General features: G+C 64.5%; 12 protein-coding genes. 6 read left to right on the top strand and 6 right to left on the bottom strand.

The genetic code is table 11. From position 1 onward, the window contains the following. Nucleotides 1-206 precede the first annotated feature (206 nt). Nucleotides 207-2,672 (top strand): UvrD-helicase domain-containing protein, encoded by a 2,466-nt coding sequence (locus AC1RMG_RS06355; protein ID WP_493168717.1) that lies wholly within the window; start codon nucleotides 207-209, stop codon nucleotides 2,670-2,672. A 45-nt stretch (nucleotides 2,673-2,717) separates the two neighbouring features. Here the strand turns inward: AC1RMG_RS06355 and AC1RMG_RS06350 are convergent, their stop codons facing one another. Continuing rightward, nucleotides 2,718-2,987, bottom strand: coding sequence for a DUF1652 domain-containing protein (locus tag AC1RMG_RS06350; RefSeq protein WP_011061512.1), 270 nt, complete (start codon nucleotides 2,985-2,987; stop codon nucleotides 2,718-2,720). A 277-nt stretch (nucleotides 2,988-3,264) separates the two neighbouring features. On the opposite strand from AC1RMG_RS06350, the gene AC1RMG_RS06345 reads away from it, so the two are divergent. From AC1RMG_RS06345 to AC1RMG_RS06330, 4 genes are read left to right on the top strand one after another with little or no spacing between them, the layout of a single operon-like run. Further along, on the top strand, nucleotides 3,265-4,080 hold the full coding sequence (locus tag AC1RMG_RS06345) for a helix-turn-helix domain-containing protein (protein WP_011061511.1): 816 nt from the start codon (nucleotides 3,265-3,267) through the stop codon (nucleotides 4,078-4,080). A 51-nt stretch (nucleotides 4,081-4,131) separates the two neighbouring features. Further along, nucleotides 4,132-5,538, top strand: a complete 1,407-nt coding sequence (locus tag AC1RMG_RS06340) for an NAD(P)/FAD-dependent oxidoreductase (RefSeq protein ID WP_346624905.1) — start codon at nucleotides 4,132-4,134, stop codon at nucleotides 5,536-5,538. Between the two features lie 57 nt (nucleotides 5,539-5,595). Next, entirely contained in the window at nucleotides 5,596-5,937 is a 342-nt protein-coding gene (locus AC1RMG_RS06335) for a cupin domain-containing protein (protein WP_011061509.1), read from the top strand. A 47-nt stretch (nucleotides 5,938-5,984) separates the two neighbouring features. Beyond that, entirely contained in the window at nucleotides 5,985-7,076 is a 1,092-nt protein-coding gene (locus AC1RMG_RS06330; protein ID WP_401154258.1) for a polyamine ABC transporter substrate-binding protein, read from the top strand. 163 nt (nucleotides 7,077-7,239) lie between these two features. Here AC1RMG_RS06330 and AC1RMG_RS06325 read toward each other — a convergent pair whose 3' ends face one another. The 5 genes from AC1RMG_RS06325 to AC1RMG_RS06305 form a co-directional block, all read right to left on the bottom strand. Next, on the bottom strand, nucleotides 7,240-8,001 hold the full coding sequence (locus AC1RMG_RS06325) for an SDR family oxidoreductase (RefSeq protein ID WP_125062353.1): 762 nt from the start codon (nucleotides 7,999-8,001) through the stop codon (nucleotides 7,240-7,242). After that, nucleotides 7,998-9,380: an aspartate aminotransferase family protein gene (locus AC1RMG_RS06320; RefSeq protein ID WP_370059191.1), complete on the bottom strand. Its 1,383-nt coding sequence runs from the start codon at nucleotides 9,378-9,380 to the stop codon at nucleotides 7,998-8,000. Before AC1RMG_RS06320 ends, AC1RMG_RS06325 begins: the two co-directional genes overlap by 4 nt. 78 nt (nucleotides 9,381-9,458) lie before the next feature. Continuing rightward, nucleotides 9,459-10,274, bottom strand: coding sequence for a molybdenum cofactor biosynthesis F family protein (locus AC1RMG_RS06315; protein WP_053151844.1), 816 nt, complete (start codon nucleotides 10,272-10,274; stop codon nucleotides 9,459-9,461). 87 nt (nucleotides 10,275-10,361) lie between these two features. Then, entirely contained in the window at nucleotides 10,362-11,036 is a 675-nt protein-coding gene (locus tag AC1RMG_RS06310) for a helix-turn-helix transcriptional regulator (RefSeq protein WP_019095321.1), read from the bottom strand. Nucleotides 11,037-11,211: 175 nt separating this feature from the next. Further along, on the bottom strand, nucleotides 11,212-12,546 hold the full coding sequence (locus AC1RMG_RS06305; RefSeq protein ID WP_370059190.1) for an aspartate aminotransferase family protein: 1,335 nt from the start codon (nucleotides 12,544-12,546) through the stop codon (nucleotides 11,212-11,214). A 284-nt stretch (nucleotides 12,547-12,830) separates the two neighbouring features. Here AC1RMG_RS06305 and AC1RMG_RS06300 point away from each other — a divergent pair, with 284 nt between their 5' ends. Then, entirely contained in the window at nucleotides 12,831-14,318 is a 1,488-nt protein-coding gene (locus AC1RMG_RS06300; protein ID WP_493168713.1) for an aldehyde dehydrogenase family protein, read from the top strand. The last annotated feature ends 19 nt before the right edge of the window (nucleotides 14,319-14,337 follow it).

Genomic DNA, 14,337 nt, shown 5'->3' with positions numbered 1-14,337 from the left:
ATGGCGAGCATCTTCCATCAGCTATAGATCGATAAAAAGCGCAAAAAATGCCGTAATCCAATCGTAAAATTAGATGATTATTTTGTCGCAAAGTTGGTGTTAAACCTTCGGTTCATCGCTTAAGTTAATGACCTGCAAGCAATTGGCTGGATACCGTGGAACAATCCGCCGAAGATTACTGCTCAGCCTCACACCCTGGAGTCCGCGTGTCGCAACACACCCCCGATCTGCCCCCCGAGCTTTTGCCCCTGGCCCAGATGCCCTTGTTGAAACGCCTCGCGGCGCGCTTCTTCGGCCATGGCCTGAACCGCCTGCGGGCCCAGCATCGGGCTTCCTGGCTGCATGGTCAGGCCGATGGCTTTCGCAGTGGCCACACTGCCGGCGTGGAATACGGCTACCAGGAAGGCCGGCTCGAGGGGCTGGAGGAAGGCCGCCAGGTGCTGTTGATCCGCGACAGCCGCAACACCGAGCACCGCCCGCCCGGGGTGGATGACCGGCTGTTCGATGACTGGCGCCTGCCGTTGAGCCCCGAGCTGAAAAAGCGCTTCAAGGCCGATGTCGCCCGCCTGCTGCCCGCCGCGGCGCAACCCAGCGCCGCGCAGTGGAAGATGATTTTCAGCGACACACCCGCCACCGCGGTGATCGCCGGGGCCGGCGCCGGCAAGTCAACCTCGCTGGTGCTGCGCCTGCTGCTGTTGCATCACTATCTGGGCTTCGAACTGGACGCCATGACCGTGGTGACCTTCACCCGGGAGTCGCGCAAGGACTTCATCACCAAGCTCACGCAAGTCTTTGCCCTGTGGGGGCGGCAACTGGGCGCCAGGGAAGCCCGGGAGCTGGTGCGGACCTTCCACTCGCGGATTCTGCCCATGGTCCGCAGCCTGCCGGGCTTCGAGCGCCTGCAGGCCTTCGAGAACCTCAGCGATCGGCTCCAGGGCGGCGAAGACGAGGTGGACAGCAACCCATTCGATCTGCGCATCAACGACGCCCAGCGTCGGCACCTGAATGCCTGCTACCAGGCACTGTACCGCGATGACCCGCGCTTTCGCCTGGCGTTGCAGCCATTGGTACGCCACGCCCTGCAGCTCAAGGAACTGGAGCGCGATCACCCGGACGTGCAAAAGCGCATGGCGGTGACCGAACTGGCGGCCAAGCGCGATGAAGAACTCTGCGACACCGTGGAGGACCTGTGGTTTCGCGCGGGCGCCTGGCCGATCAAGGGCATCGAGCCGCAGCGCCAGCGGTTCGAAATCAACGGTGCGACCTTTCACAGCCATGGCTATTGTGCGGAGCTGGACGCCTGGGTGGTGCTGGGTTTCGACCCGCGCGAGAGCCCGCAGCTGACCCGGCCCGGGGCCAAGCTGACGGTGCGGGCGGAGTGGGCTGTAAAGCGCACCCTGTTTCAAGCTTTTTGTCGTAAGCCATTGATTTGGCTTGATAGTTACGAAGCTTCAAAGCGTTCTGCCGGCGCCTTTTCGGCCCAGGTCAATGGCGGTCCGGGTTTCGATTACAAGGTCAAGGGTGAGCTGGCGTCGGCGCCGCTGCTCGATTGCTTTGTCGCCGCCGCAGGCTTTATCGAGAACCTGGGCTTGGAAGTGGGCGATGCCGTCGCGGGCATGAGTTTTGCGCAGGACGATCCGGACCGGTTTTTCTTCGAGGCCCTCAGCCTGTTCTGGCGAGCGCTGGAGGACCATCTGCTGGATCAGTCGCCGCCCATCATGAGCTACAACCGCATGTTCGCCCTGTTCAGCGAGCGCTCGCCGGAGAACTTCAAGCTGCTCAGCGATGCCTGCCTGCGCCCGATGTCACACTTGATGATCGACGAGTTCCAGGATGTTTCGCCGCAGATCGTTTCCTGGATCAGGGCCAGCCTTGCGGCGATCCGCAGCCGAGGCGCCGCCTTGCACATCGGGCGCGCCGCCCAGCATTCCTCGCTGCTCTGTGTCGGTGACGACTGGCAGTCGATCTACGGCTGGCGGGGCAGCTCGCCCAAGTACTTCATCGAGTTCAACAAGGAGTTCCCGTCCCCGGGCACCACCCGGGTTATGCTCAGCGAGAACTACCGCAGCCATCAGCATGTGATCGATGCCGCGGAGCATATTGTCCGCGCGGCGCCGGCCATTGCCGGAAAGAAGGCCAAGGCCAGCGGCGAAGCTACAGAGCTGTGGCCGGTGCAGGTGCTCGATCGCGATGATCAGGGCCTGGCCCAGCGTCTGGCTGAGCACTATGAGCAGGGTGATTCGATCTTGATGTTGTTTCGAAAAAGTAGTGATAAGTTACTGATTGAAAACGTTATTTCACAAATAGTTAATGTTGATTCTAGTCTGCCTCCAGGGTCGCGGCGCCTGAAACAGCTGACCTATCACAGCGCCAAGGGACTGCAGGCGGATGCGGTATTCCTGCTGGGCGACTGCCAGCACCTGAGCAGCTCGCCGTACAAGAACCAGGTCTATCGCATGGCCGGGTTGGGCAAGGACGGCGATGCCGAGCCCTACGACAGCGCACAGAAGGACGAGATCCTGCGGCTGGCCTATGTGGGCATCACCCGGGCCGCCAAGCATTGCTACTGGTATGTGGACCGCCAGGAAGGCCCCTCGGGCAATGCGCCCAAGGCTTCGGACCGGGTACCGCGAGACAAGCCGTACTTCCAGGACTTGCGCCAGGCGACATGAAAAAAGCCCGCTGGCGAGGCGGGCTTCGGGTGAGGCAGCGGGGCTTCAGGCCTTGAGTGCCAGGGACGGGGAAAAGGCCTCCAGCTCATCTTCCACCGCCTCGATTATTCGTTCGACATCCGCAGCGCTCATCACCGTGGCACAGGGAATGCCGGCGATGGCGATCATGGTTTCGCCGCTGGCGCGATCGAAGAGCCGGGCGATCATGCTGCCGGGCGCATCCATGCTGGCTTCGAAACCCATGGGATGAAAATGCCAGCGCATCAGCTGGCAGGCGTTGGGAAAGGTGACTTTACTGGCCCAGACTCTGTTCATCGGTGGCCCACCTTGATTCATTGAGCGCTTCCTTGTGCTCGCGGTAGGAACGACCGGATCGTCAATGACCCGATCGGTTGAGGTTTTAAAAATAGCATTGGCTTGTGACGGTTCGCAGTTTTTTTGCCCACCGTCCGGCGGTTCACTCACGGATTATTGATGCAAGTCATGTCATCTCCCAGGCACCCCCCGGCGGCTGCCGTATCTGGCCGGCGGCCGGTCGTTGAAGCCCTTGGCGAAGTTCGGCAAGCTGCGCCTTTTCCTGTTCGAGAAACCTATGTCTGCCCCCGATGACGGGCCGCTGCACACCCAGGCTACCGGTGAAACCGTGATGCGCTACCACCTGTGCTGGAAGCACCGGGACCTGGATGGAGTAATGGCGCTGTACCACCCGGACATCCAGTACAACGACTTTTTCCAGAACCGTACCCTGGGCCTGGAGGAGCTGCGCGAATACGTGCGGGCCAGCATGCCCCGGGCTCCCGACGAGGCCCTGGAGCACAGCGATCGCATCCGCCTGGATGGCAACACCGCGTTTATCCAGTACCAGGTGACCCTGCGCGGCGGCCAGGGCCTGGTGTCATTTCGCTCCAGTGAAGCGATCACCGTGCGCGACGGGCTGATCTGGCGGGTCAACGAGTACGCCTCACTGGTCCGGGAGCCGGCACCGAGCAAGTCCTCCGCCAGACTGCGCCCGGCGGCCAGCCGGCTGGGGCTGTCGCCGCGCCAGTTGAGTTTCATGGCCGAGGACCTGCAGCAGTATTTCCAGCGCCAGCAGCCGTACCTGGACCCCGAGCTGGACCTGCAGCGGGTGTCCCGGGAATGCGGTTACAGCCGCAACCAGATTTCCTACCTGCTCAACCAGGTGCTGGGGCAGAGCTTCTACCGCTACGTCAACCAGGCGCGCCTGCAGCATCTGCTGGCAGCGCTGGACCAGGCCACGCCGCCGCTGCGCATCGACGAGCTGGCGTTTGCCGCAGGGTTCAACTCGCTGTCGGCCTTCTACAGCTGTTTTCGCCAGCACACCGGCCAGTCGCCCAAGGCCTACGCCAAGCAAATTTCTTTGCGTGCACGCGCGCAAGACAGCCCCTGAGGCCAGGCACTAGGATCGCCGCATTCGAAATTCGGGTTGCGGAGTGCTTGCATGCCAGCGTGGCGCAGTATCAGTTTGTGGATGGACCAGCTCGACGAGCCGCTATTGCCGCGGCCGCAGCTTGCGCAAGACCTGGACCTGGACGTGGCGATCATCGGCGCCGGCTATACCGGGCTGTGGACCGCCTATTACCTCAAGCGCCAGGCGCCGCAGTTGAATATTGCGGTGATCGAAGCGCAAACCGCCGGTTTTGGTGCCTCGGGCCGCAATGGCGGCTGGCTGATGGGCAACCTGCTGGGAGAAGACCGGCTGCTGGCCGCTCTGTCGCCGCAGCAGCGCCGGGCCTCCTTCGACCTGTTGCACGGCATCCCCGATGAAGTGGCCAATGTCATCGAACGTGAGGGCATCGACTGCGATTACCGCAAGGGCGGGGTGCTGTATTGCGCCGCCCGCTACCCGGAGCAGGAAACCAGCCTGCGCCACTATCTGGACACGCTCTATGCCCAGGGCCTGAACCAGGACGACTACCGCTGGCTCAACCCCGAGCAACTGGCCCAGCAGATCCGCCTGGCCAAGCCCTATGGCGGTATCTTTGCCCCGCATTGCGCCACCATCCAGCCTGCCAAGCTGGTGCGCGGCCTGGCCCGGGCGGTTGAGCGCCTGGGGGTGACCCTCTATGAAAACAGCCCGGTGACCCATTGGCAGTCCGGCAGCCTGCAGACGGCCCAGGCTTCGGTGCGCAGCCGCTGGATAGTGCCGGCAGTGGAAGGCTATTCGGTCACCTTGCCGCCCCTGGGCCGCTACCAGTTGCCGGTGCAAAGCCTGCTGGTGGCCACCGAGCCGCTGGCGGAGTCCGTCTGGGAAGAAATCGGCCTGAGCCAGGGCCAGGCCTTCAGCGAAAGCAGCCGACAGGTGACTTATGGCCAGCGCTCCATGGACAACCGGCTGGTGTTCGGTGCCCGGGGCGGCTATCAGTTCGCCAGCAAGCTGCGCCATGACTTCGACCTGACCCGTGACGAGGTGGAACTGCGCCGCTACCTGTTCGGCGAGCTGTTCCCGCAACTCAAGAACGTGCGCATCAGCCATTCCTGGGGCGGCAACCTGGGCATGTCCCGGCACTTCAAGCCGCACATGCTCTGCGACCGGCGCAAGGGCATCGCCCTGTCCGGCGGCTATGGCGGCGAGGGCGTCGGCGCCAGCAACCTCGGCGGCCGGACCCTGGCGGACCTGATCCTGGAACGCGACAGCCCTCTGGTACACCAGCCCTGGGTCATGCCCGAGTGCGGCCTGGAGGCCCTGCGGGCCTGGGAGCCGGAGCCGTGCCGCTGGCTGGGCTACAACGCGATCATTCGCAGCTTCGTGCACGAGGACCAGACTCTGGCCAACCCGGCCTCGGCTCCATGGCGGCGCAGGATGGCCAGCCGGATCGCCGGCTTCATGGAAGGTTTCATGCACTGAGCCGGCCTCTATGTACCGAACGCTGTCCGTTCGGATTTTCCGTCGAAAGGTAGAACCATGAGCATCACCCAATTCAAGCAAACCGCCACCGCCATCCTGGCCGAATCGGCACCAGTGGCGGTGCCCCTGGGCACTCCGGTGGCCGTGACCTCGGTGACCGCCGTCGAACGCAACGACGGGGTCGAGACCGGCATCTGGGAATGCACCCCGGGGCGCTGGCGGCGGCAGATCGTCGCCCAGGAGTTCTGCCACTTCATCCAGGGCCGTTGCACCTTCACCCCGGACAACGGCGAAACCCTGCACATAGAAGCCGGCGATGCACTGATGTTGCCGGCCAACAGCACTGGGATCTGGGATATCCAGGAAACGGTGCGCAAGACCTACGTCTTGATTTTCTGATCCCTTGATTGCCTGCCAACAACAAAACCAGCCACAGGTATCGACTCATGATCCGCAAGACTTGCGCGTTGCTATTGCTCAGCCCGTTGTTCCTGGCCACGTCCCTGGCCCAGGCCGATACGGTGAAGATCTACAACTGGTCGGACTACATCGCCCCGGACACCACCAAGGCCTTCCAGAAGGAAACCGGGATTGGTTTCACCTACGACGTCTATGACAGCAACGAGACCCTGGACGGCAAGTTGATGACCGGAAAATCCGGGTATGACGTGGTGTTTCCTTCCAACCACTTCATGGCCCGGCAGATTCAGGGCGGGGCACTGAAGAAGCTCGACAAGAGCCAGCTGCCCAACTGGAAGAACCTCAACCCGGTGCTGCTCAAGGCCCTGGAGGTCAACGACCCGGGCAACCAGCACGGCTTCCCCTACCTCTGGGGCAGCACCGGCATTGGCTACAACGTGGCCAAGATCAAGGAAGTGCTGGGCAACGATGCCCCACTGGATTCCTGGGACCTGATCTTCAAGCCCGAGTACATGCAGAAGCTGCAGAAGTGCGGGGTGGCGATCCTCGACAACGGCCCGGAACTGATCCCTACCGCTCTCAATTACCTCGGGCTGGCGCACCACAGCAAGAACCCGGCTGACTACAAGCAGGCCGAGGCGTTGTTGATGAAGGTCCGGCCTTATGTCAGCTACTTCCACTCGTCGAAGTACACCAGCGACCTGGCCAACGGCAATATCTGCGTGGCGGTGGGATTCTCCGGCGACATCCTGCAAGCGGAAAGCCGTGCCAGGGAGGCGAAGAACGGGGTGGAGATCGGCTACTCGATTCCCAAGGAAGGCTCGCCGATCTGGTTCGACATGGTGGCCATGCCAGTGGATGCCCCGGATGAGCAGGCCGGCTATGCCTTCATGAACTACCTGCTGCGCCCCGAAGTGATGGCCAGCGTGAGCAACTACGTGCACTACGCCAACGGTAACCTGCAGGCCGACAGCCTGATCGACCCGGCCATCAAGAACGACACCAAGGTCTATCCGAGCCCGGAAATGATGGACAAGCTGTTTGCCCTGGAGGCCATGCCGCTGGACATCGACCGCATCCGCACCCGCCTGTGGAACAAGATCCGCAGCGGCAGCTGACCTGACCCCTTCGTAGGAGCCGGCTTGCCGGCGAAGAGGGCCTCAAGCCCTGTGTTGCGCTCGGGGTCGCCTTCGCTGGCAGGCCAGCTCCTACGCCCGTCGTTCTCCATGGAGGGCGCCAGCCGGTCCGCCTCTTAGGTGCCGGTGTGGAGGGCGGCAGTTTCTATAGCTGGGTGTTTTCCGGGAGCAGGGCGCCGCCATCCACCACCAGGGTCTGGCCGGTGATATAGCCCGCTTGCCGTGACGCCAGGAACAGCATGGCCCAGGCAATATCCTCGGCACTGCCCAGGCGCTTCAGGGGAATGCTCGAAGCCAGGGTCGAAGCATCGCCGAGATTGTCCATGGCCTGGGTGGCAATCAGCCCGGGCTCCACGCCGTTGACCGTGATTGCATATTCCGCCAGCTCCAGCGCGGCAGCGCGGATGAAACCATTGACCCCGGCCTTGGAGGCCGCGTAGTGGGCGAGTCCGGGAATCGCCGTGCGCGGGCCGGTGACCGAGGAGGTGATGACGATCCTCGGCTGCTGGGACCGACGCAACGCCGGCAAGGCGGCCCGGGTCAGCCAGAAGCAGCTTTTCAGGTTCACCGCCAGGGTGCTGTCCAGGGTTTCATCCTCCAGTTCGGCCAGTTTCTGCATCGGAAAGATCGCGGCATTGTGCAGCAGCAGGTCGAGGCCGCCGAAGGCCTCCAGGGTTGCCGCCACTGCCTGTTCGGCGGCATTGCGGGTGCCCAGGTCCACAGGCAGCAGTTCGGCGGTGCCGCCGGCTTGGCGAATCAGCCGCAGGGTTTCATCGCCTGATGCCGCGCTGCGGGTCGCCAGCATGACCCTGGCCCCCTGGGCGGCGAACAGTTGGGCGATGGCCCGGCCGATGCCCTGGCCGGAACCGGTGACCAGGGCGATGCGCCCACGCAGATCCTGGTTCATGAGCCTGCTCCTGGCAGAACCTGGGCCAGGCACTGGTCCAGCAGGCGGTTGTGCAGGTCGACCTGCGCCTCGCTGGCGGTCGGGCACAGCAGCGCCATGTTGTGGAACGGCGTCAGCAACACCCCGCGATTGAGCAGGTACAGGTGCAGATAGGCTTCGATCAGCCCATGGCGGGCATGATGGGCCTCGCCGCCGTTGCGCGGAGGCTGCTGCATGAACAGGTATTCGACCCGGGCGCCGATGCGGGTCACGTGCCAGGGCAGGCGGTGCTTGTGGATGATGGCTTCGACCCCGGCCCGCAGGCGCTCGGCGAGATGGAACATATGGGCGTAGCTGGCCTCGTTCATCACTTCGCTGAAGGTGGCGCGCATGGCCGCCATCTGCAGGGCGTTGCCGGCCAGAGTGCCGCCGAAGCCGAAATGGTTGATCGCCTGGCCCGGCTGGAAATGCGGCAGCACCTGCCAGATCCGTTCGGCCATGGCCTGGCTGGCGCCCCAGACCGCCGTGGGAATGCCACCGGCGATGGATTTGCCGAGAACGAAGAAATCCGGCTGCAACCCGTGCTCGCCGCAATAGCCGCCGGGGCCGCAGGACAGGGTGTGGGTCTCGTCGATGATCAGCGGCACCTCGTAGCGCCGGGTCAGCTCCCGCAGGCCATCATGAAAGCCCGGGGCTGGCGGCACCATGCCGACGTTGGTCATGAAGGGTTCGGTGAGTACCGCGGCCACGTCGCCATGGGCCAGGGCCGCTTCCAGGGCCGGCAGGTCGTTGAACTCCACCAGCCGCGTGGTGGCCTGGTGCTGCAGGCCGTTGGCGTGCACGCCGTCCCGCGGGATCATCTGGCCCTGGGCGTCGAACTCCACCTGGGACTCGTCGACGCTGCCGTGGTAGTTGCAGTTGAACACCAGGATCTTCTGCCGCCCGGTGATCATCCGGCACAGGCGCAGGACAAAACGGTTGGCGTCGGTGGCCGAGGTGGTGACCTGCCAGTAGGGCAGGCCAAAGCGCCGGGTCAGTTCCTTGCCGACCCACAGGCTGTCGGCCGTGGGCAGCATCAGGGTCGAACCATGCAGAGCCTGTTCGGCGATGGCAGCGGCGACCGCCGGTTGGGCGTGGCCGAACATCGCTCCGGTGTCACCCAGGGCAAAGTCCACGTAGTGATGACCGTCGCAATCGGTGAGGGTCGCGCCCTGGGCGTCGGCCACCATGATCGGGTAGGAGCCGGGCCATTGCTGCATCCAGTGCAAGGGCGCGCCGTACAGCCAATGCTGGAGGTTTTCCTGGTAGAAAGCGCCGGAGCGCGGGTGTTTCTCGGCAAACAGTTGCAGTTCGGTCTGGTAGCAACTGGCGACGCGTTGCAGATCGAGGCCCAGAGTCATGGCAGTGTCCTGTGAGGAAGAGGGCTGGCTGGCCCAGGTGCCGGCCTGGGCCGGCAGCCTGGAGCCAGGGGGCGGGTATCAGCGGTGCCGGGTACGGTTGAGCACCTCTGCCAGGGCTCCCACCGGAAAGTTGGCGGCGCTGCTGAAGTCGGCACCCTGGTAGCCGAAGATCTTGCCGTCGCTGCGACCGGCCTTGAGGTCGATCAGCACCAGGCCCAGGGTCGGGACGATCTTTTCTCGCCAGACGAACAGGTACAGCTGCTCGGCGATCTTGTAGTAGTGGCAGCGGTCGGTATCCGCCAGCCCCTGTTCGACGCCCCGCAGGCATTGCCAGCTGTAGAAGTTGGCATTCAGGTAGATGTGCTCGTAGGCCTCGCTGGCGCTGTAGATGTACCGGTTGCGCAGGCCCACCAGTTCATCGGTGGGTTCATGGCGTGGCGTGCTGGCGGTGACCGGCGTGTCGATGGCGCCGTGGAGAAACTGGGCCTTGACCGAGGTCAGCTCGCCACCGGCCAGGGCCCGGCTGAACAGGTCGACGCTGGATTCGGCCTGGCTGGGCATCTGCCCGATGACGGCGCTGAAGCATTGCTGCTCAAGGTCCAGGACCAGGCTCACCGAGTGGATCTGCCCCTGTTCGTGCTTGAGGAAGTCCACCAGGTAGATGCCGGGGCGCAGGCAGGTTGCGCGATAGGGCAACTCGGCGCCGGCCGCTTCCCCGACGTTGTTCCAGCGCAGGGTGTGGGCGGCGAAATGGTGTTCGATCTGCCAGTGGTTGTCGAAGTGCAGGGTCAGGCGGCGACCGGCCAGGTCGTCGACCGCCGGGAGGATGTGATTGTCTTCGGCAAAGCCATCGGCGAGGGCTCCGACGGTGATCCATTCAGGTTGCGGGTTCATGGCAAGGCTCTTGTCAGCAAGGAGAGCTGCATGTTCGGCCGCCAGCCCCGGGTTGCCCATCAACCTTATGGTTGAAGTGCCCGGGCTTTACAGGAACAGCGCCCTGACCAGCTCCGTACGGTTACTGGCGCCGACCTTGCGGAACAGGTTGATCAAGTGGGTCTTGACCGTGGGCAGGCCCAGGTCCAGGCGCCGGGCGATGGTCTTGTTGTCTGCGCCGTCGCGCAGCAGCCAGGCGATTTCCCGCTCCCGGGGTGTCAGGCCCGACAGGCGCTCATCGACCTGGGACCAGGGCGCCAGGGCGGCAATCTCCAGCAGGCCCTGCAAGGCATGCAGGGTGCCCAGTTCCTCCACGCTGAAGTGCCCCAGCCCGACGTCGCGCAGCAGCGACAGGCCGGCGACCGGCCGTTCGCCATCGCGGGCCAGGATTTCCACCACATCCAGTACCCCATGGCGCTGCAGGAACCCCTGATAAACCTCGCTCTCGTGATGGCCCTGGTGGGCCATGCCCATGTGCAGCGACAGCACCGGGCGCCCCGCCGCGGCGCAGTGACGGGGTTGCAGGGGGTCGTAGTGGCGAAAGTGCTGCAGGTAGGCCTGGTGCATCTGCTCCGGCATGCGGTACAGCGAAAAATCCCGGGCCTGCAGTTGGGCATCGATGCGGTAGAAGGCGCAGAGGCTGGCGGGTACTACCCGGGTGAAAGCGGCGATGCAGCGGTGGCCCAGTTCATGGGGGCCGGGCAGGGAGGCGGGTGCGTTCATCGGATGGCTCCTGGCTGGACCTGGGGCAGTGGCTCGGTGAAAGGGGCGCAAGGACGTGGGTTAATCCTGTCCGGAACCCGGACTGCCACAGTGAAACCCTGCTGGGCGTGCCTGGCAAGCCTCCAGCGCTGCAGGCTGCGATCGTGATTGCCTCGATCGCAGCCTGCGGCCGGGGTTAGCGGCGGGCCTTGCTCAAGCCTTCGGCCAGGGCGTCGACTATGGCATCGGCCTGTGCCTGCTGGATTACCAGGGGCGGCGAGAGAATGATCTTGGTGCCCACCGGGCGCACCATGACCCCGTTGTCCCGGGCGATCTGTGCCACCTGATTGGCGTAGCCGCTCATGGGGTCGATGGGTTCGCGGGTGCTCTTGTCCGCCACCAGGTCCAGGGCCAGCATCAGGCCCTTGCCGCGCACTTCGCCGACGGTGTCGAAGCGCTCGACGAAGGGCTTCAGCTTGTCGAGCATGTAGTCGCCCATTTTCGCGGCGTTGGCCGGCAGGTCCTCCTTGACCACGATGTCCAGGCACGCCAGGGCGGCGGCGCAGGCTACCGGGTGCCCGGAGTAGGTGTAGCCATGCATGATGGCCCCGGTGAAGTTGGCGTTCTTCTCGAAGGCTTCCTCGATGCGCCGGTTGACCACCGTGGCACCCAGGGGGATGTAGCCCGAGGTGATGCCCTTGGCCAGGCACATGATGTCGGGCTTGACGCCCCACAGGCGGCTGCCGAACATCGAGCCGCTGCGACCGAAGCCGGTGACCACTTCGTCGGCGATCAGCAATACGCCGTACTTGTCGCAGACTTCGCGGATCAGCGGCCAGTAGTTGGCCGGTGGCACTATCACGCCGCCAGCGCCCTGGATCGGCTCGGCAATGAAGGCGGCGACGGTGTCCGGGCTCTGGAACTGGATTTCCCGCTCCAGCAGGTCGGCGCAGATCTTGCCCAGTTCTTCCGGGTCCTGGCTGTAGGGGTTGCGGTACAGCCAGGGGGTATCGATGTGGTAGCAGCCCGGCAGCAGCGGCTCATAGTTGCGGCGGAACACCGTGTTGCCATTGACCGAGGCGCCACCGAAGTGGGTGCCGTGGTAGCCCTGGCGCAGGGAAATGAACTTGGTGCGGTCGGCCTGGCCTTCGAGCTTCCAGTACTGGCGGGCCAGCTTCAAAGCGCTTTCGATGGCGTCCGAGCCGCCGGAGCTGAAGGCCACCCGGCGCATGTCCTCGGGTTCCAGCAGGTTCATCACCACCCGCGACAGTTCTTCGGCCCGGGGATGGCTGACCCCGTCGAACAGCTGGAAGTATTCCAGTTCATCAAGTTGCGCGGTGATCGCCGCCTTCACTTCCTTGCGGTTGTGGCCGACGTTGACGTTCCACAACCCGGCAACGCCATCCACCAGCTGGTGGCCCTTGTCGTCATACACATAGCAGCCGTCGCCACGGACGATGCGGATCGGCTCGCGTTGCTTCATTTCGTTGGGGTGCAGCATGGGGTGCCAGAAACGGCTTGGTTCGCTCACGTTGAGTCTCCTGATAACGCACGGACAGCGTGGAGATATTAGTGCGTCATTTATGCGCCCCTGGCTTGCCTCTGTGTGCCAGGGCACTTGACCCAGGCTGCCAGTGGCGGGTTTGCGGGCCTGTTCGCTGGCCAATGGCGCGCACCTGCAGGGGCTGGCTTGCCAGCGAAGGCCCTGGCGGGGCTGGCAGCCAGGGCCAAGTTTCGCGGCAGCCAGGGTCAAGACGGCGTGCGCCTTTGCGCTCAAAGTCCATCTCGAACTAGGTCTACCTGCGAGGATTCAAGATGAGCGTTGCCATCGACCCACGTGTCGCTGCATTCATAGACAGTCAGCATGGCCTGCTGATCGACGGTCACAGCCAGCCGGCCCTCAGCGGTGCGCGGATGGCGGTGTACAACCCCGCCAGTGGCGAACAATTGGCCGAGGTCGCGGCAGCTGCCCAGGCCGATATCGACCTGGCGGTGAACGCCGCACGTCGGGCCTTCGAGGGTAGCTGGAAGGCGCAGCGCCCCGCCGACCGCGAGCGCCTGCTGCTGAAGCTGGCGGACCTGCTGGAAGCCAATGGCGAGGAACTGGCGCAGTTGGAAACCCTCAACAACGGCCAGTCGATCCACCTGGCCCGGGCCCTGGAGGTGGGAGCGGCCGCGGAGTTCACCCGCTACATGGCCGGCTGGGCCACCAAGATCGAGGGCAAGAGCCTGGATGTCTCCATCGCCGCAGTGCCCGGGGCGCAGTACCGGGCCTACACCGTGCCGGAGCCGGTGGGCGTGGTGGGGGCCATAGTGCCGTGGAACTTCCCGCTGCTGATGGCCATCTGGAAAATCGTTCCGGCCCTGGCCTGTGGCTGCACCGTGGTGCTCAAGCCGGCGGACGAAACCCCGCTGATCGCGTTGCGCCTGGGCCAGTTGTGCCTGGAAGCGGGGATCGCCCCCGGGGTGGTCAACGTGGTCACCGGCAGTGGCGCCCAGGCCGGCGCGGCCCTGGCCGCCCATTCGGGAATCGACAAGCTGGCGTTCACCGGCTCGACCCAGGTGGGCAAGCTGATCGGCCATGCCGCGGTGGACAACATGACCCGTTTTTCCCTGGAACTGGGCGGCAAATCGCCGGTGATCGTGCTTGACGACTGCGACCCGCAGACCGCCGCCGCCGGCGCCGCCGGGGCGATCTTCTTCAACCAGGGGCAGGTGTGCACGGCGGGTTCGCGGCTGTACATCCAGCGCCGTATCTATAACGAGGTGCTGGAGCGCCTGGTGGCCATTGCCGGGTCCCTGAGCATCGGGCCGGGGCTGGACGAGCAGGCACAGATCAATCCGCTGATTTCCGCCAAGCAGCAGAAGCGCGTGCTGCAGATGGTCCAGCGCGGAGTCGAAGAGGGCGCCCGGCTGCTCTGTGGCGGTGTCGCCCATGGCGAGCGGGGCTTCTATGTGCGCCCGACGGTGGTGGCCGATGTGCACGCCGACCAGCAACTGGTGCGCGAGGAAATCTTCGGCCCGGTGGTGGTGGCCACGCCGTTCGACACCCTGGACGAAGTGGTGGGCCTGGCCAATGACAACCAGTACGGGCTGGGGGCGAGCATCTGGTCCAACGACCTGGGGCGGGTCATGCAGCTGATTCCGCAGATCAAGGCCGGCACTGTCTGGGTCAACACCCACAACATGCTGGACCCGTCGATGCCCTTCGGTGGCTACAAGCAGTCGGGCATCGGTCGCGAGATGGGCCATGCGGCCATCGAGGCCTACACCGAGAACAAGTCGGTGTGCATCGCTTATTGAGCCGAACGCCTTCGCCGGC

Source organism: Pseudomonas sp. GW822-FHT04H02, from assembly GCF_058800645.1.
The sequence above is the reverse complement of the archived record's forward strand: the minus strand, read 5'-3'. Positions and strand labels throughout refer to the sequence as shown.

What these genes read in the sequence shown, in the direction of transcription:
- AC1RMG_RS06350 (WP_011061512.1), bottom strand. Translation starts at nt 2,987, where the DNA reads ATGAACAGAGTCTGGGCCAGTAAAGTCACCTTTCCCAACGCCTGCCAG.
- AC1RMG_RS06345 (WP_011061511.1), top strand. Translation starts at nt 3,265, where the DNA reads ATGTCTGCCCCCGATGACGGGCCGCTGCACACCCAGGCTACCGGTGAA.
- AC1RMG_RS06340 (WP_346624905.1), top strand. Translation starts at nt 4,132, where the DNA reads ATGCCAGCGTGGCGCAGTATCAGTTTGTGGATGGACCAGCTCGACGAG.
- AC1RMG_RS06335 (WP_011061509.1), top strand. Translation starts at nt 5,596, where the DNA reads ATGAGCATCACCCAATTCAAGCAAACCGCCACCGCCATCCTGGCCGAA.
- AC1RMG_RS06330 (WP_401154258.1), top strand. Translation starts at nt 5,985, where the DNA reads ATGATCCGCAAGACTTGCGCGTTGCTATTGCTCAGCCCGTTGTTCCTG.
- AC1RMG_RS06325 (WP_125062353.1), bottom strand. Translation starts at nt 8,001, where the DNA reads ATGAACCAGGATCTGCGTGGGCGCATCGCCCTGGTCACCGGTTCCGGC.
- AC1RMG_RS06320 (WP_370059191.1), bottom strand. Translation starts at nt 9,380, where the DNA reads ATGACTCTGGGCCTCGATCTGCAACGCGTCGCCAGTTGCTACCAGACC.
- AC1RMG_RS06315 (WP_053151844.1), bottom strand. Translation starts at nt 10,274, where the DNA reads ATGAACCCGCAACCTGAATGGATCACCGTCGGAGCCCTCGCCGATGGC.
- AC1RMG_RS06310 (WP_019095321.1), bottom strand. Translation starts at nt 11,036, where the DNA reads ATGAACGCACCCGCCTCCCTGCCCGGCCCCCATGAACTGGGCCACCGC.
- AC1RMG_RS06300 (WP_493168713.1), top strand. Translation starts at nt 12,831, where the DNA reads ATGAGCGTTGCCATCGACCCACGTGTCGCTGCATTCATAGACAGTCAG.